Source organism: Sulfitobacter faviae, assembly GCF_029870955.1.
In the GTDB taxonomy this organism is placed as follows: Bacteria; Pseudomonadota; Alphaproteobacteria; order Rhodobacterales; family Rhodobacteraceae; genus Sulfitobacter; species Sulfitobacter faviae.
In genome coordinates this window covers 3,114,659-3,135,867 of the sequence record NZ_PGFQ01000001.1, presented here as the reverse complement: position 1 = coordinate 3,135,867, position 21,209 = coordinate 3,114,659, and the positions used below count along the sequence as shown (strand labels likewise).

The window sequence follows — 21,209 nt, the reverse complement described above, 5'->3', positions numbered from 1 at the left end:
AGAGGTTCAGGCGAAGGTCTGGGCGAAAGTGGTCCGGTAGATCGTGCGCAGGTCCGACAGGGGCGCGGAGGCGCTGCCGAAGCTGACCTTGTCGCCGCCAAAGGCGCCGACGGCGGTGACCGCTACGCCCGCTTCCTTGCCCGCGGCGATCAGGGTTTCCGCGGCGTCGGCGGTGCAGGCGACGAGGTAGCGGGCTTGGTCTTCGCCGAAGAGGGTGGCGGTGTCTTCGCTTTCGATTTCCACGCCGATGCCTGCGGTTTCGGCCAGCTCGAAGGCCGCGAGGGCGAGGCCGCCGTCGCCGAGGTCGGTGCAGGCGGAGATTTGGCTGGCTTGGGCGCGGATGAATTCGCCGTGGCGGCGTTCGGTGCCGAGGTCGACATGGGGGGCGTCGCCCTCGGCCCGGTCGAAGGCTTCGGCGAGCAGAGCGGATTGGCCGAGGTGGCTGCCCGCCGCGCCGATCATGAGGGCGACATGGCCGTCGCGCAGCTGATTGCTGATGACTTGGTCGAGGCTGTCGATCAGGCCGACCGCGCCGATGGTGGGCGTGGGCAGGATGCCCTTGCCGTCGGTCTCGTTATAGAGCGAGACGTTGCCGGAAACGATGGGCATGTCGAGCGCGCCCACGGCCTCGCCGATGCCTTTGATGGCGCCGACGAATTGGCCCATGATCTCGGGCTTTTCGGGGTTGCCGAAGTTGAGGTTGTCGGTTGTTGCCAAGGGTTTGGCGCCCACGGCGCAGAGGTTGCGATAGGCTTCGGCGACGGCCTGTTTGCCGCCTTCGGTCGGGTTGGCCTTGACGTAGCGCGGGGTCACGTCAGAGGTGAAGGCCAGCGCCTTGTCGGTGCCATGCACCCGCACGATCCCCGCGCCGAGGCCGGGCAGGCGGACCGTATCGCCCATGACCATCGTGTCGTATTGTTCGTAAACCCAGTCTTTCGAGGCGTGGTTCACGGAGCCGATCAGGGCGCGCAGGCCTTCGATCGGGTCGATGCTGGGCGCATCGGTCAGCGCGGCGGCGGCGGGTGTTTCCACCCAAGGGCGGTCGTATTCGGGCGCGGTGGAGGCGAGTTTCGACAGCGGCAGATCGGCTTTGACCTCACCATCGAGACAGATGAGGAAGCGGTCTTCGGGGAGGGTTTCGCCCACGATGGCAAAATCGAGGTCCCATTTGTCGAAGACGGCTTTGGCCTCGGCCTCAAGCTCGGGGCGCAGCACCATGAGCATGCGCTCTTGGCTTTCGCTGAGCATCATTTCATAGGCGGTCATATGCGGCTCGCGCGTCGGGACCTTTTCAAGGTCGAGACGCACGCCAAGGCCACCTTTGTCGCCCATTTCCACGGCAGAGCAGGTCAGCCCCGCAGCGCCCATGTCTTGGATTGAGATCACGGCGCCGGTGGCCATCAGCTCGAGTGTGGCTTCCATCAGGCGCTTTTCGGTGAAGGGGTCGCCGACTTGAACGGTGGGGCGTTTCTCTTCGATGGTGTCGTCGAATTCGGCGCTGGCCATGGTGGCGCCGCCGACGCCGTCGCGGCCCGTCTTCGCACCGAGGTAAACCACCGGCATGCCCACGCCGGAGGCGGCGGAGTAGAAGATCTTGTCGGCATCGGCGAGGCCCGCCGCGAAGGCATTGACGAGGCAGTTGCCGTCATAGGCTTTGTCGAAACGCACTTCGCCGCCAACGGTTGGCACGCCGAAACAGTTGCCATAGCCGCCGACGCCTTCGACGACGCCGTGCACAAGCTGGCGGGTTTTGGGGTGGTCGGGGCGGCCGAAGCTCAGCGCGTTCATCGCCGCGATGGGGCGCGCGCCCATGGTGAAGACATCGCGCAGGATGCCGCCGACGCCGGTCGCCGCACCTTGGTAGGGTTCGATGTAGGAGGGGTGGTTGTGGCTCTCCATCTTGAAGACCAGCGCTTGGCCATCGCCGATGTCGACCACGCCTGCATTCTCGCCCGGGCCGCAGATCACCTGCGGGCCGGAGGTCGGCAGGGTGCGGAGCCATTTCTTGGAGGATTTATAGGAGCAGTGTTCGTTCCACATGGCCGAGAAAATGCCCATCTCGGTGTAGTTCGGCTCGCGCCCGAGGATGTTGACGACCTCGGCGTATTCCTCGGGGGTGAACCCGTGGCTGGCGATGAGGTCGGGCGTGATGGCTGGATCTTGCATGGAAATTCCCCGGCTGGCGCGTTTGCGCCCTCATACAAGGGGAAATGCCGGGGGGAAGTGGCTTTGGCCGCCTGCGGGCTGAAAGAAGGCGATGGGCCAAAAAAAAGGCCGAGCTAAAAGCTCGGCCAAGTCCAACAGGGAGGTATGAAGCGACGCGCCCTCAGGCTGTCAATCTTCATGATGGTGAAATAGGAGGCAGGGCTGCCCAAATCAAGGCTATTTAACATCGCAAGTCATCATGGCCGATATGCGCCTATTGCATGGCTGGCCATGGGCTGCGGTTCAGCCTTCGCCCTCTACCCGTTCGCGCCATTGTTTGCGGTAGGTAATGATCTCTTCCTGAACGAAATCCTTGAATGCGGCGACGCGTTTGGATTGGCGCAGCTCTTCTGGATAGGCGAGGTAGACCGGCACTTCGGCGGATTCGATATCGGGCATGACCTGCACGATATGGGGGAAGTCTTGGATCAGGTAGTTGGGCAGCACGCCGAGGCCAAGGTGGTGCACCACGCCTTGCAGCACGCCGAAATAGTTGTTCACCGTCAAAAGCGAGCGCAGGTCGTACATCATCAGCTCTTTGACCAGTTGCAGCCCCGCGCCGACCTGATCGCTGTCGGTGTTCTGACAGATCAGCCGGTGATCGGTCATATCCTCCATCCGCGCGGGCGTGCCGTGTTTTTCGAGGTATTCCGGGCTGGCGTAAAGGCCCATGCGCACGGACATCAGCCGTTTGCGGACCAGATCGGCCTGACTCGGTTCCTTCATGCGGATCGCCACGTCGGCCTCGCGCATCGGGAGGTCAAGCACGCGTTCTTCGAGCATCAGGTCGACTTTGAGGTCGGGATATTGCTCGTAGAGTTTGGGCAGACGCGGGGCGAGCCAAAGGGTGCCGAAGCCGGTCGTCGTCGTGACACGTAGCTCGCCAAAGACCTCTTCTTCGCTGTCACGGATGCGTGCGGCGGCGGCGTCAAGGCGTTTGGCCATGGCCGAGGTCGCGTCGAACAAAAGCTCCCCCTGTTCGGTCAGGATCAGCCCGCGCGCATGTCGGTGAAAGAGGTTGGTGTTGAGCTGCTCTTCGAGCCCGCGAATCTGTCGGCTGACGGCGGATTGCGACAGGTTGAGCTTGTCCCCCGCATGGGTCAGCGACCCGGCATCGGCCACGGCGTGAAAAATTCTGAGTTTGTCCCAATCCATGGCCCGTACTTTCCTTGCCCAGCCTTTCTCCTACCTTAATAGCCGGGAGAAAACAGCACAAACCGTCGCCTGCGGGACTGCCGTTGCGGAATAACTGCTATACAGGTCAGCAACTGTGACCTATAATCCGGGCAATCATGCAAGACTGACGTGCTAGGGAGGGCCCGCCATGACGACGCAAAAGATTTCACTGAACGACCGTTTCGACCTCGACAAGAGCCCGGTGCTGCTGAACGGCACGCAGGCGCTGGTCCGGCTGATGATGATGCAATCGGCACGGGATCGCGCCGCGGGGTTGAATACCGCGGGCTATGTCACCGGCTACCGGGGCAGCCCGCTGGGGGGCGTGGATCTGCAAATGCAGCGCGCCGAGAAGAAGCTGGCCGAGCATAACGTGCGCTTCGAGCCGGGGCTGAACGAAGACCTCGCCGCGACCATGCTCTGGGGCAGTCAGCAGGCGGAACTGCGCGGGGAGGGTAAATACGACGGCGTCTTCGGCCTGTGGTACGGCAAGGGGCCGGGCGTGGACCGAACCGGCGACGTGATGCGCCATGCCAACATGGCGGGCACCTCGCCCCATGGCGGTGTGCTGATGGCCATGGGCGACGATCACACCGGCGAATCCTCCACCGTGCTACACCAGTCCGAATGGGCCATGGTCGATGCCTATATGCCCGTGGTCTCTCCTGCCGGTGTTCAGGAAATCCTCGACTACGGCATCTACGGCTGGGCGCTCAGCCGGTTCTCGGGTCTCTGGGTCGGTCTCAAGACCATGAAGGACACCGTGGAGGCCACCAGCGTGGTCAACGGCGATCCGAACCGGATGAAGCTGGTGCTCCCTGAGTTCGACATGCCCGACGGCGGCCTCAGCATCCGGCTGAACGACACGCCGCATCTGCAGGAAGCGCGGATGATCGACTACAAGCGCTTCGCGGCCGAGGCGTTCTCTCATGCCAACAAGATGGACAAACGCGTCTGGGGCAAGCGCGGGGCCAAGATCGGCTTTGCCGCGGCGGGCAAGAACTGGCTCGACCTCGTGCACGCCATGAGCCTGCTGAACATCGACGCGAACGAGGCCGAGCGGCTCGGAATCACCACCTACAAAATCGGCCAGACCTTCCCGCTCGACATGCAGGGTTTCCATGATTGGGCCGATGGGCTCGATCTGGTGGTCGTGGTCGAGGAGAAGCGCAAGCTGATCGAGGTGCAGATCAAGGAAGCGCTCTTCAACGACACGCACCGCCGGGTTTACGGCTGGCACAAGGGTGGTGCGGGCATGGAGCATGGCGAGGAGCTGTTCCCGACGCGCGGCGCGCTCGACCCCATCCTGATCGCCGAGAAGATCGGCGGCATCCTGCTGGAGGAAGGCCGCGAGACCGATGGCATCCGCGCGGGCCTTGAGGCGCTCAACGAAGCGCGCCGCTCGGACAATGCCGAGGATATCGCAGCCCGCCTGCCGTATTACTGCGCGGGCTGCCCGCATAACTCTTCGACCAAGGTGCCGGATGGCTCCCGCGCCTATGCGGGCATCGGCTGTCACTACATGGTGCAGTGGATGGACCGCGAGACGACGGGTTTCACCCATATGGGCGGCGAGGGCGCGAACTGGATCGGCGAGGCGCCGTTTTCGAACACCGAACATGTCTTCCAGAACCTCGGCGACGGCACCTACAACCACTCCGGCGTGCTGGCGATCCGTGCGGCTATCGCGGCCGGGACCAACATCACCTACAAGATCCTCTACAACGATGCCGTCGCCATGACCGGTGGCCAGCACAACGAGGGCGATCTCGACGCTTATCGCATCGTCGAAGAGCTGAAAGCCATGGGCGTGAAGAACGTCGCCGTGGTCTATGACCAGAAGGAAGACGTGGACCTTGCCCGCTTCAAGGGCGTGGAAATTCATGAGCGCGCCGAGATGCCGAACGTGCAAAAGGCCTACCGCAAGCACAAGGGCGTGTCGGCCATCGTCTACATCCAGACCTGCGCCGCCGAGAAACGCCGCCGCCGCAAGCGCGGGCTGTTCCCGGACCCCGACAAACGCGTCTTCATCAACGAGGACGTCTGCGAGGGTTGCGGCGATTGCGGCGTGCAGTCGAACTGCGTGGCCGTGGTGCCGAACGAGACCGAGTTGGGCCGCAAACGCGCCATCGACCAGTCGCAGTGCAACAAGGATTTCTCCTGCCTCGACGGGTTCTGCCCCTCTTTCGTGACGCTGGAAGGCGCCAAGATCCGGAAAGATCCGACCACCGATCTCAGCATTCCCGACCTGCCGATGCCGGACCTGCCCAAGATCGACGGCACCCATAACGTCGTCATCACCGGCGTGGGCGGTACCGGCGTCGTGACCATCGGCGCGCTCCTGGCGCAGGCGGCACAGCTCGACGGCAAGGGCGCGGGCATGATGGAGATGGCGGGCCTCGCCCAGAAGGGCGGTGCGGTGCATATCCACTGCCGTCTGGCCGAACGCCCCGAGGACATCAGCGCGATCCGCGTGGCCACCGGCGAGGCGCATGCGCTCATCGGCGGGGATCTGGTGGTTTCGGCTGGCCACAAGACGCTGGGTCTGACCCGCGCGGGCCGTACCGGTGCAGTGGTGAACTCGCACCAGATCATCACCGGCGACTTCACCCGCGACACCGAGTTTCAGATGCCCTACGACCGGCTGAGCCTCGCGCTCGAGGCGCGGCTGAAGGATGACGTGACGATGTTCGATGCCTCGGATCTCGCTAAGGCGACTTTGGGCGACTCGATCTTCTCCAACATGATGATTTTCGGTGCCGCGTGGCAGCGTGGCCTGCTGCCGCTGACGTTCGAGAGCCTGATGCAGGCGATCGAGATGAACGGCGCGGCGGTGGAGCGCAACAAACGAGCCTTCGAGATCGGTCGCTGGGCCGTGCTCTACCCTGAAGATGCTAGAGCGGTGAGCCAGCCCGATAACGTGGTCGAACTGCCCAAATCGCTGGGGGAGAAGATCGCCTTCCGTGAGAACCACCTGACCGACTATCAGGGCAAGGGACTGGCCAAACGCTATACCAAGATGCTCGACGGTATCGAGGACCGTGACGTCAAGGCGGCGGTGGCCTTGGGGTATCACAAGCTCTTGAGCTACAAGGACGAATATGAGGTCGCCCGCCTTCTGATCACCAGCCGTGACAAGGCGCGGGCGCAGTTCGATGGCGACTTCAACATGACCTTCCACATGGCGCCGCCGCTGATCTCGAAGATGGGGCCGAATGGCCGCCCGCAGAAGCGTGAGTTCGGCCAGTGGCTGGAAGGGCCGCTGCGGGTCATGGCGAAGTTCAAAGGGCTGCGCGGCACGCCGCTCGATCCCTTCGGCTATACCGCCGAGCGCAAGATGGAGCGTGCGTTGATTAAGCAATATGAGGCCGATATGGCCGAGGTGCTGCCAAATCTGACCGATCAGACCCGCGACGCCATCGTGGCGCTGGCCGAACTGCCGCTACAAATCCGCGGCTTCGGGCCGGTGAAACAGGCCAATGAGGCCAAGGCCGCGAAACGGCGCGAGGAACTGCTGGCGGTGATCCGCGCAGGCGGCACCGCCACGGCCAAGGCGGCGGAGTAATACCGCTGTTACATCTTTGCCTTAAGGTGTCCGCCAAGACGATCCTGAGGCCGAGATGTGACCTACGCCCCTGACATAAGCTATGCCCATTCCGCCCGAACCCGGGGCGGGAGGGCGCTCATTCGATTGATGGAAAACACCACCGGGCGCGTGTCTTTGCTGAAACGGGCCGAAGGCTACGAAGACGATCTGGCCGCGGGGCTGGGGTTCTTCGATGCGATGGTGCAGCGCTGTGGTCTGACGCTGGACGTGATGCGCGGCGCTTTGGCGGATATCCCGACGCGGGGGCCGGTCATTCTGATCGCCAATCACCCCTACGGCATTCTGGATGGGCTGATGCTGGGCCATATCCTGAGCCAGACGCGCGGCGATTTTCGCATCATGGCCAATGCGGTTTTCAGCCAAGCGCCGGATCTGGCGCATCATCTGTTGCCCATCAGCTTTGCCGAAGACCGCGCCGCACTGGCGCTCAACCTCGCCACCCGCCGGACCGCGTTGAACTATCTGGCGCAGGGCGGGGCGATTGGCATCTTTCCCGGAGGCACCGTCAGCACCGCCGCACGGCCTTTTTCGCAGCCGTTGGACCCCGGCTGGCGCAGCTTCACGGCGCGGATGATCGCCAAGTCTGACGCCACGGTGGTGCCGATCTACTTTGACGGTCACACCAGCCGCTTGTTCCAGATCGCCAGTCACCTGCATGCCAACCTGCGCATGGGGCTGCTGATCAAAGAGTTCCGCGCCCGCGTCGATACGCCTGTGCGCGTGGCCATCGGCGCGCCCATTCCGCGCGCCACGCTCGACCCTCTGGCGGGGGACGCAAAAGCGATGATGGATTTCCTGCGCAAAGCCACCTATGAGTTGTCACCAAAGCCGGGCCAGTATCAGGGCCTCGGTTACGAGTTTGAGGAACGGCATAGAGCCGACAGGTGACGACAGACCATGGCAGTTGGTATTTTCGATTCGGGGCTGGGCGGGCTGACCGTCTGGAACAAGGTGCAAGAACGGCTGCCGGAGGTGGATTTTGTCTACCTTGCTGACAGCGCCCATGCGCCCTACGGCGTGCGCGACGCCGATGACATCTATGAGCTGACCTGTGCCGCCGTGCAGCGGCTGTTCGATGCGGGCTGCGATCTGGTGATCCTTGCCTGCAACACCGCCTCTGCCGCCGCGCTGCGCCGGATGCAAGAGGGGTGGATCCCGCGCGACAAGCGGGTGCTGGGGGTTTTCGTGCCCTTGATCGAAGCGATGACCGAGCGGCAGTGGGGCGACAACTCTCCCCCGCGCGAGGTGGCCGTCAACCATGTGGCGCTCTTCGCCACGCCTGCCACGGTGGCAAGCCGCGCGTTTCAGCGTGAACTGTCTTTCCGCGCCATCGGTGTGGATGTCGAGGCGCAGGCCTGCGGTGGGGTGGTCGATGCCATCGAAGAGGGTGACATGATCCTTGCCGAAGCGCTGGTGCGCAGCCACGTCGACGCGCTGAAGCGCAAGATGCCCAACCCCGATGCGGCGATCCTTGGCTGCACCCATTACCCGCTGATGCAGGAAGCTTTTCAGGCAGCCTTGGGCGGGCAGGTCAAAGTCTTCAGTCAGGCCGAGTTGGTGGCGGATTCCTTGGCCGATTACCTTGAGCGGCATCCTGATATGACAGGCACGGGTGAAGCCGCCTTTCTCACCACCGGTGATCCCGCCCGGGTGAGCGACCGCGCGACGCAGTTCCTGCGACGACAGATCACATTCACCGCCGCCTGAACTCCAATTACATTTCGTTCCGAACAAGGGGACAGACCATGACCCAGAACATCGCCATTCTTGGCGCCTCCGGCTATACCGGGGCAGAACTCATCCGGCTGATCGCTGGCCATTCCTCTATGCAGATCACGGCTTTGGGCGCGAACTCCAAGGCCGGCCAGACCATGGCCGAGGTCTTTCCGCATCTGCGCCATCTCGATCTGCCCACATTGGTCACGGTTGATGAAATCGACTTTTCCCAGATTGACCTGTGCTTTTGCGCATTGCCGCATAAGACCAGCCAAGAGGTGATCGCGGCGCTGCCGAAAGACCTGAAGATCGTCGATCTCTCCGCCGACTTCCGCCTGCGCGACCCTGAGGATTATGCCAAGTGGTACGGCAATGAACATGCTGCTCTTGAGCAGCAGAAAGAGGCGGTCTACGGCCTCACCGAATTCTACCGCGATGAGATTGCCGCCGCGCGGCTGGTGGCGGGGACGGGCTGCAATGCGGCCACGGGGCAGTTTGCCCTGCGCCCGCTGATCGCGGCGGGGGTGATCGACTTGGACGATATCATTCTGGACCTGAAATGCGCGGTCTCGGGCGCGGGGCGGTCGCTCAAGGAAAACCTGCTGCATGCGGAGTTGAGCGAAGGCTATCACGGCTATGCGCTTGGCAGCACACACCGGCATCTGGGGGAGTTCGATCAGGAGTTTTCGGCCCTCGCCGGGCGGCCCGTGCAGGTGCAGTTCACCCCGCATCTGGTGCCTGCGAACCGCGGCATTCTGGCGACCTGCTATGTCAAAGGTGGCGCGCAGGCGATCTATGAGACAATGCAAAAAGCCTATGCCGATGAACCCTTTATCGAGGTGCTGCCCCTCGGCGAAGCGCCCAGCACGCGGCATGTGCGCGGCTCGAACTTCTGTCATATCGGTGTGGTCGCTGACCGCCAGACCGGGCGGGCGACGGTGGTCGCAGCGCTCGATAACCTGACCAAGGGCTCCAGCGGGCAAGCCTTGCAAAACGCGAACCTGATGCTGGGTCTGCCAGAAACCGAGGGGCTGATGATGGCCCCGCTCTTCCCATGAAGAGCCTCAAGAAACAGCGCCGGATCCAGATCATCGCCGTGGCGGCGGTGGCCTTGGTCCTGTCGACCGCACTGATCGGCTATGCGCTGCGCGACGGGATCAACTATTTCCGCGCCCCGAGCCAAGTCATCGCCGAGCCGCCCGGCCCGACAGAGGTGTTCCGCATCGGCGGGTTGGTTGAAGAAGGGTCGCTGAAGCGCGGGCAGGGGGAGCAGATAAGCTTTGCCGTGACCGATGGCGGGGCCTCTGTCCCGGTGGTTTTTACCGGCGTCTTGCCTGATCTCTTTGAAGAGAACCAAGGCATGGTCGGCACCGGCAGCTATGTCGGCGGCGTGTTTGAAGCCACTGAAATCCTTGCAAAACATGATGAGACCTACATGCCCAAGGAAGTGACGGACGCGCTGAAAGAGCAGGGCGTTTATCGCGAATCCGAAGGCTGACCGCTGCGCAACGCGCGGGGGCGTGAGCATCGGTTAACCAATCCGGCGGAGCCTGTTTGCATGCAGAACAGGAGAGCCGCGATGCAGTCCGTGCGTGAGATCGCCAGCGCCATCGTCGCCCGCGAGGGCGGCTTTGTGAATGACCCCGACGACCCCGGCGGGGCGACGAAATACGGGGTCACGATCTACACCATGCGCCGCTTGGGATTGGACCTGACCGGCGATGGGGCGGTCGATGTGGCGGATGTGCGCCGCCTTGGCCGCACGCAGGCGGTCGATATTTTTGTCCGGCATTACTTCAACGCGCCGCGCATCGCCGAACTGCCCGCACCTTTGCAGCCGAGCGTTTTCGACATGTATGTCAACGCTGGCAGCAACGCGGTGAAAATCCTGCAAAGCCTGCTGCGCGAGATGGGGCAGGACATCACCGTTGACGGGGCGATCGGCCCGCAGACGATCCGCGCCGCCCATGCCGCGTGGCAGGCCGCCCCCGAACATCTGGTCGACGCCTACGGCATCGCGCGGCGCAACTATTACTTCCGCCTTGCCGACCGCCGCCCCGCCAGCCGCAAATACGCGCGCAGCCGGGCAGGCGGCAAGGGGGTTGGATACGCAGGGCCGAAGAGTTCATCGCGCCGCGGTATCACATGAGCGAGGCCGATTTTGCACGGAGGGTGGCACAATGGGGCTGATCGAACGTATCTTCACGACAATCTTCGGCGGTGAGCGGAACGTCATCCGGGACACGGTCGAAGTGTTCCGCGAGAATGCCGAGGCCGGGGCGCGGCGCGCCCATGCGGTGCAGGGCCAAGCCATGGCGCAATATGGGGCCGAGTTCGCCCAAGCGCGGCAAGGTGGCTTTGATCGCTTCATGGATGGGATCAACCGGCTGCCGCGCCCGATGCTGGCGCTCGGCACGCTCGGCCTGTTCGTCACCGCCATGGTCAACCCGCTGTGGTTCGCCGAACGAATGCAGGGCATCGCCTTGGTGCCCGAGCCGCTTTGGTGGTTGTTGGGGGTGATCGTCTCTTTCTATTTCGGCGCGCGGCAGCAGGTAAAATCGCAGGAGTTTCAGCGTGCCATCGTCGGCACCATCGCGCGGGTGCCGCAGGTGGTCGAGAATATCGAAGCCTTGCGCGAGATGCGCGCCGACAGCCCTCAGGTTGCCGACACCGGTGCCGACAGCCGTCTGGCCCTCGCTGCGGTCGCGCCATCGGAGAATGCGGCCCTTGATGCTTGGCGTCGCAGCCGGGGCTGACTGCGACCGATTGACCATATTTCACGTTTGATTTGCCATGGCTTAGGGGGCTTCGGCCCCCTATAGTCCGGCCCATGATTACAGAGCTTGGACATTTCGCGCTTGTGCTCGCCTTTGGCGTGGCGCTTGTACAGATGGTGGTGCCGATGTGGGGCGCTTGGCGGGGCCGCGCGGGTTGGATGGCGGTGGCCGAGCCGGCGGCGGCGGCGCAATTTATCCTGATCGCCCTGTCCTTTGGCGCGCTGATGTGGGCCTTCGTTACCTCGGATTTCAGCCTGCAACTGGTGGTGGCCAACAGCCATTCCGCCAAGCCGATGCTTTATAAAATCAGCGGCACATGGGGCAATCACGAAGGGTCGATGCTGCTTTGGGTGTTGATCGTGGCGCTTTTCGGGGCGATGGCCGCGTGGTTTGGCGGCAACCTGCCGCCGCGCCTGCGCGCGCGGGTGCTCTCGGTACAGGCGGCGATTGGGGTGGCCTTTCTGGCGTTCATTCTTTTCACCTCGAACCCCTTTCTGCGCATGGGTACGCCGCCCTTTGATGGCCAAGACCTAAACCCGCTTTTGCAAGACCCCGGTTTGGCCTTCCACCCGCCGTTTCTTTATCTCGGCTATGTCGGCCTCAGCATGGCCTTCAGCTTTGCCGTGGCGGCGCTGATTGAAGGGCGCGTGGATGCGGCTTGGGGCCGGTGGGTGCGGCCGTGGACGCTGGCGGCTTGGGTGTTTCTGACCATTGGCATCGCGCTTGGGTCTTGGTGGGCCTATTATGAGCTTGGCTGGGGCGGTTTCTGGTTCTGGGATCCGGTCGAAAACGCGAGTTTCATGCCTTGGCTCTTGGCGGCGGCGCTGCTGCATTCCGCCATCGTGGTCGAGAAACGCGAGAGCCTGAAAAGCTGGACCATCCTGCTGGCGATCCTCGCCTTCGGCTTTTCGCTGATCGGGACTTTCATCGTGCGCTCTGGCCTGCTGACTTCCGTCCATGCCTTCGCCAACGACCCCGAACGCGGGGTCTTTATTCTGGCCATTCTGGGGTCTTTACCGGTGGGGCGCTGGTGCTCTATTCGCTGCGCGCCTCGGCGCTTGAGGCGAAAGGCGTCTTTGGCCTGCTGAGCCGCGAGACGGCCCTCGTGGTGAACAACCTGCTGCTCGCAGTGGCCTGTTTCGTGGTCTTCGTGGGCACCATGTGGCCGCTGGTGGCCGAGATGTTCCTCGACCGGAAACTCAGCGTCGGGCCGCCGTTCTTTAACGCCGCGTTTACCCCTTTCATGGTAGCGCTTGGGCTGATCCTGCCGATTGGCAGCGCGATGCCATGGAAACGGGCCAAGATCATGCGCGCGCTCTACCCGTTGCGCTATGCCTTCCTGCTGGCACTGGCGCTTGGGGGGCTGGCCTTTGCCATGCAGACCGGGCGCGGCCTGCTGGGGCCTGTGGGCCTGTTCCTCGGGGCGTGGCTGGTGATGGGCACTGTGGTGGATGTGATGCAGCGTCTTGGGCGTGGCCCGGGCAAGCTGCGCCGTTTGCGCCGCCTGCCGCGTGCGGATTGGGGTAAGGCCACCGCGCATGGCGGGCTGGGCGTCACCATGGCCGGGATCGCGGGGCTGATGGCTTGGGCCGTGGACGACATCCGCGTGGCCCGGATCGATGAACCTTTTGACGTGGGCAGCTACACGCTGACCCTGCGGGATGTGAGTGACGTGCGAGGGCCAAACTACCTCAGCACCATGGCCGAGATTACGCTGGCGCAGGACGGCGCGGTGATCTCTACCCTGCGGCCTGAAAAACGGTTCTACCCCGTGGCGCAGATGCCGACGACTGAGGCGGCGATCGACTATAACCTCGCCCGCGACGTCTATGTGGTGATCGGCGATGCGCAGGACGGCGGCGGTTGGGCGGTGCGGACCTATATCAAGCCGATGACCAATTGGATTTGGATCGGCTGCGCGCTCATGGCACTTGGCGGGGTGCTGAGCCTCAGCGACCGGCGCTTCCGGGTCGCGGCGGGTGCGCGCAAGCAACCGGCGGGGGTGCCCGCGGAATGAAACGGCTGCTGCTGATCTTGACCCTGCTCGCCAGCCCCCTCTGGGCGGTGCAGCCTGACGAACTGCTCGACGATCCCGCGTTGGAGGCCCGTGCGCGGGAGTTGAGCCAAGGTCTGCGCTGCCTAGTTTGCCGGAACGAAAGCATTGATGAGAGCAACGCGAGCCTTGCGCGTGACCTGCGCATCTTGCTGCGCGAGCGGCTGGGGGCGGGCGACAGCGATGAGGAGGCGGTGGATTTCATCGTCGACCGATACGGTGAATATGTCCTGCTGAGCCCGCAGGCGACGGGGGCCAATTGGCTGCTTTGGGGGGCAGGGCCGCTGATGCTCTTGCTGGCCGGGGGGCTGGGCGTGATCTATCTGCGCGGCCGCGCCCGCAGCAAAACCCCAAGCGAAGCGCCCCTTTCGGCAGAGGAAGAAGCCCGCCTGCGCGATATTCTTGACCGCTGACGCCCCGTTGCACTGGCAGCGGCACATTGCTTTGATATGCTGCGGCCAAGCAATCGAGGATAGCAAGATGGACTATGAAACGATCACCTATGCGCTGACCGACGATGTCGCGCTGATCACGCTGAACCGCGCCGATAAGATGAACGCGCTCACCACGCAGATGCGGGCGGAGCTGACCCATGCGGTGACCGAAGGTGGGCGCGCGGCGCGGGTCGTGGTTCTGACGGGTGCGGGGCGTGCCTTTTGCTCGGGCCAAGACTTGGCCGACCGGGCGGGCGGCGTGGCCGATCTGGAGAAAACGCTGCGCGAAGAATATGCGCCGCTGCTGCGCGCCATCATCAACTGCCCTGTGCCGACCATCGCCGCCGTGAACGGCCCGGCGGCAGGAGCAGGGGCGAATATCGCGCTGGCCGCCGATGTCGTCTTTGCGAGCGAGAGCGCCTATTTCATGCAGGCTTTCACCCGCATTGGCCTGATCCCCGACGCGGGCGGCACCTATGCGCTGCCGCGGCAAATGGGCATGGCCAAGGCAATGGGGGCGGCCCTCTTCGCCGATAAGATCACCGCCCGTCAGGCTGACGACTGGGGGATGATCTGGCAGGCCGTGCCGGATGCGGAGTTCGATGCCCATTGGCGCGCCAAGGCCGCGCAATTGGCCGCTGGTCCGACCGCTGCCTATGCCGAGGCCAAGAAGGCGATCCGCGCGTCATGGGACAATGGGTTGGAGGATCAACTCTCGCTGGAGGCCCAGGCGCAGGGCCGCTGCGGCAAGTCGCAAGACTTCGCCGAGGGGGTGACGGCCTTTACCCAAAAGCGCAGCCCCAAGTTTCAGGGGCGCTGAGCGCTAGCAGCTTCGCTCAATCAGCAGCACATCGCTGGCCGAAGGTGCCGGGCCATTGGCCCGCGCCACCACCGCCACAGCGACGCCATCCGCCAAAACCGTATGGACCGAGTTCGAGACCTGCGCGATGGTGATGCGCGGCGGGGTCTGGCCCTTGTCATAGACCACGGCGATTTGGTCGCAGTCATGCAATGTATCGGGGACGAGCGCACCCTGAGGGCCGGGAACGTCGTCGGCCTTTGCAGACGTCAGACCGGTGGCGCAGTCCCAGCGAAGCCCTTTGGTCCGGTCCGTTGCGGTCATCCTGCATCCTCTCGTCGCGGCCCGGCTGTACTGCTGGGCGTCTACAATGGGGTGAACGCCGGTCGGACTGCCAAAGAGCGAACCCCTTCGGCAGTGCCGCAATGATGCCCTTCCCACCCCGAAAAGACATCGTGAAGGGAGGCTACCGCCGCGGGGGAATCCCGTCAAGCGGGGCGGTGGCATTGTCACGAGGTGTGAAACAGTGCCGCAATTTGGCCGTATTTTCGGCTCCGGTGTTTCGTGTCCGGCAAAACGCTTGGAAACATTCACTGATTTTTCACGCCATTGCCGACAGTGCGTTAAAGGGCACCGGTTTTCGCGATTCGGGCGTGCGGAATCAGTCTCCCCACCGGCGGGTTCATTGTTGCCCTAGGGTCAACAACTTCAATCATAGGTATTGTGAGCAGTGGCGGTCGAAACGCGAAACGCCCCGGAAATCCGGGGCGTTTGCATGGTCTCTGAAGGTCGCTTCAGCGGTTCTCGATATCGACGTAATCGCGCTTGTCCTCGCCGAGGTAGAGCTGACGCGGACGGCCGATTTTGAGCTGCGGATCGCTGATCTGCTCTTTCCACTGGGAGATCCAGCCCACGGTCCGCGCTAGCGCGAAGATCGGGGTGAACATCGACGTGGGGAAGCCCATGGCTTCTAGGATGATCCCGGAATAGAAATCCACGTTCGGGAAGAGTTTCTTCTCCGCGAAATACGGATCCTCCAGCGCGGCTTTCTCCAACTCCTTCGCAACCTGAAGGATCGGGTTGTTCTCCACGCCCAGCAGTTCGAGAACCTCGTCGGCGCTTTCCTTCATCACGGTCGCGCGCGGGTCGTGGTTCTTGTAGACGCGGTGGCCAAAGCCCATCAGGCGGAAGGGGTCGTTCTTGTCCTTGGCGCGGGCGATGAACTCAGGGATGCGATCGGGCGTGCCGATTTCCTTGAGCATCTCAAGGCAGGCTTGGTTCGCACCACCATGCGCCGGACCCCAGAGGCAGGCGATGCCAGCGGCTATACAGGCGAAGGGGTTCGCACCGGAAGACGACGCCAAACGCACGGTCGAGGTCGAGGCGTTTTGCTCGTGATCGGCGTGGAGCGTAAAGATCCGGTCCATCGCGCGGCTGAGGATCGGGTTGACCTCATGCTCTTCGGCCGGAACCGCAAAGCACATGCGCAGGAAGTTCGACGCGTAGTCGAGATCGTTGCGCGGATAGACGAAGGGCTGGCCGATGGTGTATTTATAGGCCATCGCCGCGATGGTTGGCATCTTGGCGATCAGGCGGATCGTGGCGACCTCGCGCTGGTGCTCATCGTTGATGTCGGTGCTGTCGTGATAGAAGGCCGACATCGCACCGACCACGCCCACCATGATCGCCATCGGATGCGCATCGCGGCGGAAGCCGCGGAAGAAGTTCATCATCTGCTCGTGCAGCATGGTGTGGTTGGTCACCAGACACTCGAAATCTTCCAACGCCTTGGGGGAGGGCAGCTCACCATAAAGCAGCAGGTAGCAGACTTCGAGGTAATGCGACTTCGACGCCAGTTGTTCGATCGGGTAGCCCCGGTGCAGCAGCACGCCTTTGTCACCGTCAATGAAAGTGATCGTGCTGTCGCAAGCCGCGGTCGAGGTGAAGCCCGGGTCGTAGGTAAAGACACCCGCCTGCGCATAGAGCTTGCGGATATCGACAACATCGGGCCCGTCAGTGGGGCTGTGAATCGGCAGATCGAAGCTTTGATCGTCGATCGTCAGCGTTGCGGTTTTATTGTTATTGGTCATGAAATCCCTTCCCGAATGTAGGCTGCGGAGATGCCCCCGCCGTCTGGGCCTAGCCCCATATGGGGCTGTCCCGTTCAGTTATACCTGCCGCCCAAAGAAGTGGTGAACCAAAACTTAGGCCGCGGCGTCCGTCAGTCGGGCAAGGGTCTCATCGCGCCCCAGCACCAACATCATGTCAAAAACCGATGGGGTGACTGCCCTGCCAGCCAAGGCCGCCCGAAGCGGCCCCGCCAGCTTGCCAAATTTGGTGTCATGCGCGGCAGCAAAGCCGTTCAGTACCTCCTCCAGCGTTTCTTTGTTCCAGCTAGCATTTTGCAATTGCGGCGTCAATTCCGACAGTATGCCACGGGATACCGTATTGAGATTCTTTGCCGCTTTCTCATCTGGGGTGATCGGGCGTTCGGCCAAGACAAAGGTCGCTTTTTCAAGCAGTTCGGGGAATTTCTTCGCGCGATCTTTGAGGCAATACATCGCCCGTTCCAACCCCTCGGCCTGACCTTCGGTCAGCGCAGGCTCTCCTGCCGCTTCAAGATAGGCTTCGATCTCGCGCCGCAGCGCGGCATCATCGGCCTGTGCGATATGCTGACCGCAGAGGTTTTCCAGCTTTTTCAGGTCAAACTGTGCGGGGCTTTTGCGGATCCCGTCCAGATCGAACCATTCCTGCGCCTGTGCGTCGGTAAAGAATTCGTCATCCCCATGGCTCCAGCCCAGACGGGCGAGGTAGTTGCGCATGCCCGCCGCGGGATAGCCCATCACCTGATATTCCTGCGCGCCCAAGGCGCCGTGGCGTTTCGACAGCTTCTTGCCATCCGCGCCGTGAATCAGCGGGATATGCGCCCAGACCGGCACGTCCCAGCCCATCGCCTCATAAATCATCATCTGGCGGGCGGCGTTGTTGAGGTGATCGTCGCCGCGCACGACATGGGTCACGCCCATGTCGTGATCGTCCACCACGACGGCCAGCATATAGACCGGCGTGCCGTCCGAGCGCAGCAGGATCATATCGTCGAGCTGGTCGTTGCGGATTGTAACATCGCCCTGCACCTGATCGCGGATCACGGTGGTGCCTTCCAGCGGCGCCTTGATGCGGATGACATAGGGTGCGTCCGGGTGGCTCGCCGGATCGGCATCGCGCCAAGGGGAGCGATAGAGCGTGCTGCGCCCTTCGGCCTTGGCCGCCTCGCGGAAGGCGGTGATTTCTTCTTGGCTGGCGAAGCACTTATAGGCTTTGCCGGCGGCCAGCAGTTCCTGCGCGACTTCGGCGTGGCGCGGGGCATTCTCGAACTGGCTGACGATCTCGCCATCGTGGTCGAGGCCGAGCCACGACATGCCCTGCAGAATCGCCGCCGTCGCTTCGGGGGTGGAACGGGCGCGGTCGGTGTCTTCGATGCGCAGCAGGAATTTACCCCCCGGCCACGGGCATAGAGCCAGTTGAACAGGGCGGTCCGCGCCCCGCCGATATGCAGGAACCCGGTGGGAGAAGGGGCGAAACGGGTCACAACAGGGGCGTTCATGGCGGAGGGCCTTTCGGTCAGAGATATGGTGTTCGGAGCGGCGTTTACCAATTGGTAACCATCCCGGTCTTAGGGTTTGACGCCTGTCTACCCAGTGCGATCCGCGGGGGCAAGCATGGGCCTTTGGAACCAGTTTAGCGCCGTGATGCTGCGCCAGCGCGGGCATCTGTTTTGCTGGGTGCCGGTCTGCCTCGCCTTGGGGATCGGCTGGTATTTTTCGCTGCGGGCGGAGCCTTCGGAGGTGATGCTGGCGGCGGGGGCATGTGTCGTGGTCGTGCTGGCGGTCGTCGCGCGGGCGCTGCCCGAGATCACGGCCCCCTTTGCTGTCGGCGCGGCTTTGGTCTTGCTGGGGCTGCTGCTGGCGGCGTTTCGGGCGCATTCGGTGGCGGCCCCAGTTCTCGGCTGGCGTTACTATGGCCCGGTCGAGGGGCGTGTCGTGGCGCTTGACCGAAGCCAGTCCGACGCGGCCCGCGTGACGCTCGATCAGGTCCGGTTGGATCGGGTCCCGCCCGCGCGCACGCCGCCCCGGGTGCGCGTCTCACTCCATTCGACGCTCCCCGGCGCAATTACGCCACGGCCCGGCATGCAGGTGATGACCACGGCGCATCTGTCGCCCCCCGCAGGCCCGGTCGAGCCGGGCGGCTTTGATTTTCAGCGCCATGCTTGGTTTGCCGAATTGGGCGCGGTGGGCTACACCCGCGTGCCGCTCTTGGGCATGGCGGACCCTGTGGAAGGGGGCATCGCGTTGATCCTTTTCCGATTGCGCATGGCCGCCTCCGCGCGGGTGCGCGCCCATCTTTCCGGCGATATCGGCGGTTTCGCCGCCGCCATCACCACCGGTGACCGCAGCGCCATCTCACAAGACGCCCTGCAAGACCTGCGCAGCAGCAATTTGGCGCATCTATTGGCGATCTCGGGCCTGCATATGGGGTTGCTCAGCGGAGTTGTCTTCGGCGCAGCGCGATTGCTTCTCGCGTTGCATCCGGTCACCGCTACCCGTTGGCCAAGCCGAAGCATCGCCGCGGGGGCCGCTCTGATCGCCGCCACCGGATACCTCGCGCTGTCGGGCGGAAATGTCGCGACCGAGCGGGCCTATGTCATGTGCGCCGTGGCGCTATGCGCCCTGATGATCGGGCGGCGGGCAATCTCTCTGCGCGCGGTCGCCATCGCGGGCATCATCGTGCTGACCCTGCGACCCGAGGCGCTAATGGGGCCGGGGTTTCAGATGTCATTCGCCGCGACCACGGCGCTCGTCGCCGTCTTTGGCTGGATCCGCGACTTCGAAGGCGAGGTCATTCCCAAACGCCTCCGCCCCGTTGCCGCGGTGGTGATCTCTTCGACCGTGGCAGGCATCGCCACCGCGCCTATATCGGCCGCGCATTTCAACACGATCGCGCATTATGGATTGGTCGCGAACCTGCTTTCGGTTCCCTTGATGGGGGTCTTGGTTATCCCCGCCGCCGTGCTGGCGGCGATCCTTGCGCCCTTCGGCGGTGAAGGGATACCGCTTTGGGCGATGGGTCTGGGCCTTGAGTGGATCCTATCGGTCGCGGATGTGGTGGCACATCTCCCCGGCGCGCGCAGCTTCGTGCCAGGGCCGGGGGGATGGGTGCTGCCGCTCCTGTCGCTCGGGTTTCTCTGGCTCGTCCTGTGGCAAGGTCATCTACGTTGGTTCGGCCTGCCCGCGATCATGCTGTCTTTCACCCTCTGGCAAGGAACCACACGCCCGGACGTGCTTGTCGCCGACACGGGAACGCTCGTGGGCGTCATGACCCCGGCGGGCAGGGCGCTCAGCAAAGACAAAGCCGCAGGTTTCGTCGCGCGCAATTGGTTGGAGAATGATGGCGACGGCGCGGATCAAGCCTTGGCTGCCCAAAGATGGGCGGGCCGAGAGGAGGGTATCATCCATCTGTCAGGAAAACGCGCGGTCGCCGCCTTTAGCGGCTGCCAGCCCGAGGAGGTCGTGGTTGCGTCCGCCGATATGACGACCGCCCGAAATTGGGGCTGCCAAGTCTACGATCCCTTGCGCCTGCGTGAAACCGGCGCAATCGCGCTGAACAAATCGGCGCAGGGTTGGGAAGTCACCACCGCGAAAGACCGCGCCGGGACGCGTTTATGGAACAGCCGCCAGCAGCGTCAGTAAGTGCGGATCAACCCGACCAGTCGCCCCTGAACCTTCACCTTGTCCGAGGGCAGGACTCGCGTTTCATAGGCGGCGTTGGCGGCTTCCAAAGCGACCGAAGACCCTTGTCTGCGGAAACGCTTCAGTGTCGCTTCCTGATCTTCGACCAAGGCCACCACGATATCGCCATTGTCGGCGACAGAGGTTTCTCGGATCACCACGATATCGCCATCGTTAATACCCGCCTCGATCATCGAGTCGCCGCGCACTTCGAGGGCGTAATGCTCCCCCTGACCAGCGATCATCCCGCCGGGCACCGTGACGCTATGGGAAACTTGGGAGATCGCCTCGATCGGGACACCGGCAGCAATCCGGCCCATGACCGGCACATCGAACGCATGATGCGCCGTGACCGGTTGCGCCGCAGGCGGGGGCGGGGCATCGGGCCGGTCCCCGTCGATCACGCGGGGGGCGAAACCGGGCGCACCGCCAAGGCTTTCGGGCAATTTGACCACTTCGATCGCACGCGCACGGTGGGCAAGGCGCCGGATAAAGCCCCGCTCCTCCAATGCCGTGATCAGCCGGTGGATGCCGGATTTCGACCGCAAGTCGAGGGCCAGTTTCATCTCATCAAAGCTGGGCGGGACGCCGTCGCGCTGCACGCGTTGGTGAATGAAAGAAAGCAGATCGAGTTGTTTTTTGGTCAGCATCGCGCG

At 63.5% G+C, this 21,209-nt stretch carries 14 protein-coding genes and 3 pseudogenes; 11 read left to right on the top strand and 6 right to left on the bottom strand.

Annotated features, from left to right (window positions below):
* Positions 1 to 6: 6 nt before the first annotated feature.
* Both purL and CUR85_RS16185 read right to left on the bottom strand, forming a co-directional pair.
* Positions 7 to 2,166, bottom strand: coding sequence for a phosphoribosylformylglycinamidine synthase subunit PurL (gene purL / locus CUR85_RS16190; protein WP_067260719.1), 2,160 nt, complete (start codon positions 2,164 to 2,166; stop codon positions 7 to 9).
* Between the two features lie 282 nt (positions 2,167 to 2,448).
* The gene (locus tag CUR85_RS16185; RefSeq protein WP_067260717.1) at positions 2,449 to 3,360 is read right to left on the bottom strand and encodes a LysR family transcriptional regulator; all 912 of its coding nucleotides are present in this window, start codon (positions 3,358 to 3,360) and stop codon (positions 2,449 to 2,451) included.
* A 169-nt stretch (positions 3,361 to 3,529) separates the two neighbouring features.
* Between CUR85_RS16185 and CUR85_RS16180 the strand changes: the two genes are divergently transcribed.
* From CUR85_RS16180 to CUR85_RS16135, 10 genes and pseudogenes are all read left to right on the top strand, one after another.
* Positions 3,530 to 6,946, top strand: coding sequence for an indolepyruvate ferredoxin oxidoreductase family protein (locus CUR85_RS16180; protein ID WP_067260715.1), 3,417 nt, complete (start codon positions 3,530 to 3,532; stop codon positions 6,944 to 6,946).
* Positions 6,947 to 7,003: 57 nt separating this feature from the next.
* Entirely contained in the window at positions 7,004 to 7,876 is an 873-nt protein-coding gene (locus CUR85_RS16175; protein ID WP_067260712.1) for a lysophospholipid acyltransferase family protein, read from the top strand.
* 9 nt (positions 7,877 to 7,885) lie between these two features.
* Positions 7,886 to 8,695 (top strand): glutamate racemase, encoded by an 810-nt coding sequence (locus tag CUR85_RS16170; protein ID WP_067260710.1) that lies wholly within the window; start codon positions 7,886 to 7,888, stop codon positions 8,693 to 8,695.
* A 38-nt stretch (positions 8,696 to 8,733) separates the two neighbouring features.
* Positions 8,734 to 9,762 (top strand): N-acetyl-gamma-glutamyl-phosphate reductase, encoded by a 1,029-nt coding sequence (gene argC / locus CUR85_RS16165; protein ID WP_067260708.1) that lies wholly within the window; start codon positions 8,734 to 8,736, stop codon positions 9,760 to 9,762.
* Positions 9,759 to 10,202, top strand: coding sequence for a cytochrome c maturation protein CcmE (gene ccmE / locus CUR85_RS16160; protein WP_067260705.1), 444 nt, complete (start codon positions 9,759 to 9,761; stop codon positions 10,200 to 10,202). The genes argC and ccmE overlap by 4 nt, the downstream gene beginning before the upstream one ends.
* 81 nt (positions 10,203 to 10,283) lie before the next feature.
* Positions 10,284 to 10,894 (top strand): annotated as a pseudogene (locus CUR85_RS16155) (holin-associated N-acetylmuramidase).
* Complete coding sequence (locus tag CUR85_RS16150; protein ID WP_067260701.1) at positions 10,885 to 11,460, top strand: holin family protein; 576 nt, start codon at positions 10,885 to 10,887, stop codon at positions 11,458 to 11,460. The pseudogene CUR85_RS16155 and the gene CUR85_RS16150 overlap by 10 nt, the downstream one beginning before the upstream one ends.
* Before the next feature lie 74 nt (positions 11,461 to 11,534).
* Positions 11,535 to 13,498, top strand: a pseudogene (locus CUR85_RS16145) (heme lyase CcmF/NrfE family subunit).
* The gene (locus tag CUR85_RS16140; RefSeq protein ID WP_067260697.1) at positions 13,495 to 13,947 is read left to right on the top strand and encodes a cytochrome c-type biogenesis protein; all 453 of its coding nucleotides are present in this window, start codon (positions 13,495 to 13,497) and stop codon (positions 13,945 to 13,947) included. The pseudogene CUR85_RS16145 and the gene CUR85_RS16140 overlap by 4 nt, the downstream one beginning before the upstream one ends.
* A gap of 67 nt (positions 13,948 to 14,014) precedes the next feature.
* The gene (locus CUR85_RS16135) at positions 14,015 to 14,788 is read left to right on the top strand and encodes an enoyl-CoA hydratase-related protein (protein WP_067260694.1); all 774 of its coding nucleotides are present in this window, start codon (positions 14,015 to 14,017) and stop codon (positions 14,786 to 14,788) included.
* A 3-nt stretch (positions 14,789 to 14,791) separates the two neighbouring features.
* Here the strand turns inward: CUR85_RS16135 and CUR85_RS16130 are convergent, their stop codons facing one another.
* The 3 genes and pseudogenes from CUR85_RS16130 to gltX form a co-directional block, all read right to left on the bottom strand.
* Entirely contained in the window at positions 14,792 to 15,091 is a 300-nt protein-coding gene (locus CUR85_RS16130) for a hypothetical protein (protein WP_067260691.1), read from the bottom strand.
* A gap of 470 nt (positions 15,092 to 15,561) precedes the next feature.
* Positions 15,562 to 16,857 carry a citrate synthase gene (locus CUR85_RS16125; protein WP_067260690.1) on the bottom strand — a complete coding sequence of 432 codons (1,296 nt, stop codon included), beginning with the start codon at positions 16,855 to 16,857 and terminating at the stop codon, positions 15,562 to 15,564.
* Between the two features lie 114 nt (positions 16,858 to 16,971).
* Positions 16,972 to 18,371: pseudogene (gene gltX, locus CUR85_RS16120) on the bottom strand (glutamate--tRNA ligase).
* 115 nt (positions 18,372 to 18,486) lie between these two features.
* Here gltX and CUR85_RS16115 point away from each other — a divergent pair.
* Positions 18,487 to 20,514 (top strand): ComEC/Rec2 family competence protein, encoded by a 2,028-nt coding sequence (locus CUR85_RS16115; RefSeq protein WP_067260683.1) that lies wholly within the window; start codon positions 18,487 to 18,489, stop codon positions 20,512 to 20,514.
* On the opposite strand, the gene lexA is transcribed toward CUR85_RS16115, so the two are convergent.
* The gene (gene lexA / locus CUR85_RS16110) at positions 20,508 to 21,203 is read right to left on the bottom strand and encodes a transcriptional repressor LexA (protein WP_067260680.1); all 696 of its coding nucleotides are present in this window, start codon (positions 21,201 to 21,203) and stop codon (positions 20,508 to 20,510) included. The genes CUR85_RS16115 and lexA overlap by 7 nt on opposite strands.
* Between the last annotated feature and the right edge of the window lie 6 nt (positions 21,204 to 21,209).

Bases quoted from the DNA above. Each gene is read 5' to 3' on its own strand.
- ccmE (WP_067260705.1), top strand. From the start codon at position 9,759: ATGAAGAGCCTCAAGAAACAGCGCCGGATCCAGATCATCGCCGTGGCG.
- CUR85_RS16180 (WP_067260715.1), top strand. From the start codon at position 3,530: ATGACGACGCAAAAGATTTCACTGAACGACCGTTTCGACCTCGACAAG.
- CUR85_RS16140 (WP_067260697.1), top strand. From the start codon at position 13,495: ATGAAACGGCTGCTGCTGATCTTGACCCTGCTCGCCAGCCCCCTCTGG.
- CUR85_RS16135 (WP_067260694.1), top strand. From the start codon at position 14,015: ATGGACTATGAAACGATCACCTATGCGCTGACCGACGATGTCGCGCTG.
- CUR85_RS16150 (WP_067260701.1), top strand. From the start codon at position 10,885: ATGGGGCTGATCGAACGTATCTTCACGACAATCTTCGGCGGTGAGCGG.
- CUR85_RS16125 (WP_067260690.1), bottom strand. From the start codon at position 16,857: ATGACCAATAACAATAAAACCGCAACGCTGACGATCGACGATCAAAGC.
- CUR85_RS16115 (WP_067260683.1), top strand. From the start codon at position 18,487: ATGGGCCTTTGGAACCAGTTTAGCGCCGTGATGCTGCGCCAGCGCGGG.
- purL (WP_067260719.1), bottom strand. From the start codon at position 2,166: ATGCAAGATCCAGCCATCACGCCCGACCTCATCGCCAGCCACGGGTTC.
- CUR85_RS16130 (WP_067260691.1), bottom strand. From the start codon at position 15,091: ATGACCGCAACGGACCGGACCAAAGGGCTTCGCTGGGACTGCGCCACC.
- lexA (WP_067260680.1), bottom strand. From the start codon at position 21,203: ATGCTGACCAAAAAACAACTCGATCTGCTTTCTTTCATTCACCAACGC.
- CUR85_RS16185 (WP_067260717.1), bottom strand. From the start codon at position 3,360: ATGGATTGGGACAAACTCAGAATTTTTCACGCCGTGGCCGATGCCGGG.
- argC (WP_067260708.1), top strand. From the start codon at position 8,734: ATGACCCAGAACATCGCCATTCTTGGCGCCTCCGGCTATACCGGGGCA.
- CUR85_RS16170 (WP_067260710.1), top strand. From the start codon at position 7,886: ATGGCAGTTGGTATTTTCGATTCGGGGCTGGGCGGGCTGACCGTCTGG.